At 64.6% G+C, this 2,595-nt stretch carries 3 protein-coding genes; all 3 read right to left on the bottom strand.

The genetic code is table 11. From position 1 onward, the window contains the following. On the bottom strand, nucleotides 1-1,787 hold a 1,787-nt coding region (gene pnp, locus VK519_RS11880; RefSeq protein WP_324350024.1), incomplete at its 3' end, for a polyribonucleotide nucleotidyltransferase. Between the two features lie 24 nt (nucleotides 1,788-1,811). Next, nucleotides 1,812-2,081 carry a 30S ribosomal protein S15 gene (rpsO, locus tag VK519_RS11875; RefSeq protein WP_250622658.1) on the bottom strand — a complete coding sequence of 90 codons (270 nt, stop codon included), beginning with the start codon at nucleotides 2,079-2,081 and terminating at the stop codon, nucleotides 1,812-1,814. 154 nt (nucleotides 2,082-2,235) lie between these two features. Continuing rightward, the coding region (locus VK519_RS11870) for a tRNA pseudouridine(55) synthase TruB (protein ID WP_324350021.1) at nucleotides 2,236-2,595 on the bottom strand (360 nt) is incomplete at its 5' end.

The following is a 2,595-nucleotide window of genomic DNA, read 5'->3' as shown; positions in this document are numbered from 1 at the left end:
ACGACGTTGCCGTCGTCGGTGATGTCGATGGTGGTGCCGGTTTCTTCGGTGATCGAGCGGATGGTGGCGCCGCCCTTGCCGATGACTTCGCGGATCTTGTCCGGGTGGATCTTGATGGTGAGCAGGCGCGGGGCGTACTCGCTCATTTCCGAACGGGCTTCGGAAAGGCACTTGGCCATCTCGCCCAGGATATGCAGGCGGCCGCGCTTGGCCTGGGCCAGGGCGGTGCGCATGATTTCCTCGGTGATGCCATCGATCTTGATGTCCATCTGCAGCGCGGACACGCCCTCGGCGGTACCGGCGACCTTGAAGTCCATGTCGCCGAGGTGATCTTCGTCACCCAGGATGTCCGACAGCACGACGAAGTCGTTGCCTTCCTTGACCAGGCCCATGGCGATACCGGCAACCGGTGACTTCAGCGGGACACCCGCGTCCATCATGGCCAGCGACGAACCACACACCGAAGCCATCGACGAGGAACCGTTGGACTCGGTGATTTCCGAGACCACGCGCACCACGTACGGGAATTCCTCGATGCTCGGCTTCACCGCCTGCACGCCGCGCTTGGCCAGGCGGCCGTGGCCGATCTCACGGCGCTTCGGGCTGCCGACGCGGCCGGTTTCACCCACCGAGAACGGGGGGAAGTTGTAATGGAACAGGAACGTGTCCTTCCACTCGCCTTCCGGCGCGTCGATCAACTGCGAATCGCGCGTGGTGCCGAGCGTGGCCACGACCAGCGCCTGGGTTTCACCGCGGGTGAACAGTGCCGAGCCGTGGGTGCGCGGCAGCACGCCGACGCGGACGCTGATGGGGCGGATGTCGTCGAGCTGGCGCCCGTCGATGCGGACCTTGGTGGTGAGCACACCGTCACGCAGGGTGCGGTATTCCACTTCGCCGAAGGCGGCGCCGATATCGCCGTCCGTCCAGCCATTGGCCTCGTACTGAGACGCCAGGGCACCCTTGACCTCGGTCTTGAGCGCCGAGACGACATCGCGACGGGCCAGCTTGTCGCGGATCTGGAAGGCCTCGGCGAAACGGTTGCCGACGGCGCCCTTGACGGCCTCGATGGCCGAGTTGGCGGCCGGGGCATCCCACTTGAACGTCTTGGCGCCGGCTTCGGCGACGAAGGCGTTGATGGTGTCGATGGCGGCCTGCATCTCACGATGGCCGAACATCACTGCGCCGAGCATCACGTCTTCCGACAGCAGCTTGGCTTCGGACTCCACCATCAGCACGGCACCGGCGGTACCGGCAACGACGAGGTCGAGGTCCGACGTCTTCAGCTGGGCAGCGGTTGGGTTGAGGATGTACTGGCCGTTGGCATAGCCAACGCGGGCGGCGCCGATCGGGCCCTTGAAGGGCACGCCTGCCAGCGACATGGCGGCCGAGGCACCGATCAGGGCGGGGATGTCACCGTCCACTTCCGGGTTCAGCGACATCACCTGGGCGATGACCTGGATCTCGTTGCGGAACTCTTCGGGGAAGAGCGGGCGCAGCGGGCGGTCGATCAGGCGAGAGGTGAGAGTTTCCTTCTCCGTCGGGCGGCCTTCGCGCTTGAAGAAGCCGCCCGGGATGCGGCCGGCGGCGTAGAACTTCTCCATGTAGTCCACGGTGAGGGGGAAGAAATCCTGCCCCTCGCGCGCCTTGGGCGCAGCGACCACCGAGACCAGGACGACGGTGCCGCCCATGGAGACAACAACCGCACCGGATGCCTGGCGGGCAATTTCGCCCGTCTCCAGTGTGACTTCGTGACTACCGTACTGGAATGACTTGGTTACTTTTGCCACTGGGTATCTCCTCGTCCTGTTCGGTTAACGGCGCAGGCCGAGGCGTTCAATAAGGGTCTGGTACCGCGAGCTGTCGCTGGTCTTGAGGTAGCCCAGCAGGCGTTTGCGCTGGTTGACGAGCTTGAGCAAGCCGCGGCGGGAGTGGTGGTCCTGCTTGTGCGTCTTGAAGTGCTCGGTCAGGTGTTCAATGCGGGCCGAAAGCAGCGCGACCTGGACCTCCGGCGAACCGGTATCGTTGGGCACGCGGCCATAGTCGGCGATGATCTTGCCGGTCTGTTCTGCGGTGAGCGACATGTGTATCGATTCCTTAAAAGCGACTGCGAAACTTGCGCAACGTTACCCGTGGATAACGTTGCGCAAGCTTCGCAAGATGATGAAAGCCAAGGGTGTTAACCACGATATTGTAACGGGCGAAAGCCTTGGGCAACAAGGCCCAGCGACAGAAGCTTCACGTAGGCTCCGGGAGGTTCAGTCCCCGCTGGGAGCGCAGGATGGCATCCACGCCGACCTCGCCGACGGCCATCAAGCGGCCGTTTTCGCTAAAAACGGCATAGCGGCCAGGATCGACCCCCATCGGCACCGGCTGTCCGAAGGCGAACACCCTGCCCTGTTCAGCATCCAGCCGCACCGATGGCAGATGGGCGAGTCCGGCCTCCACCGGCAACAGGCAGGCGTCCAGCGGCACCGGGCCCGCCGCCGCCGCGGCTTCCAGCTCCTGCATGGTGATCATCGCAGGCGCCGTGAACGGATCGACCCAGAGTCGACGCAGCGCCGACAGGTGGCCGCCGCAGCCTAAGCGTTCACCCAG

The sequence above is a fragment of the Pinirhizobacter sp. genome, from assembly GCF_035317885.1.
Classification (GTDB): domain Bacteria; phylum Pseudomonadota; class Gammaproteobacteria; order Xanthomonadales; family Rhodanobacteraceae; genus Pinirhizobacter.
This window is presented reverse-complemented; position numbering and strand designations above follow the sequence as displayed.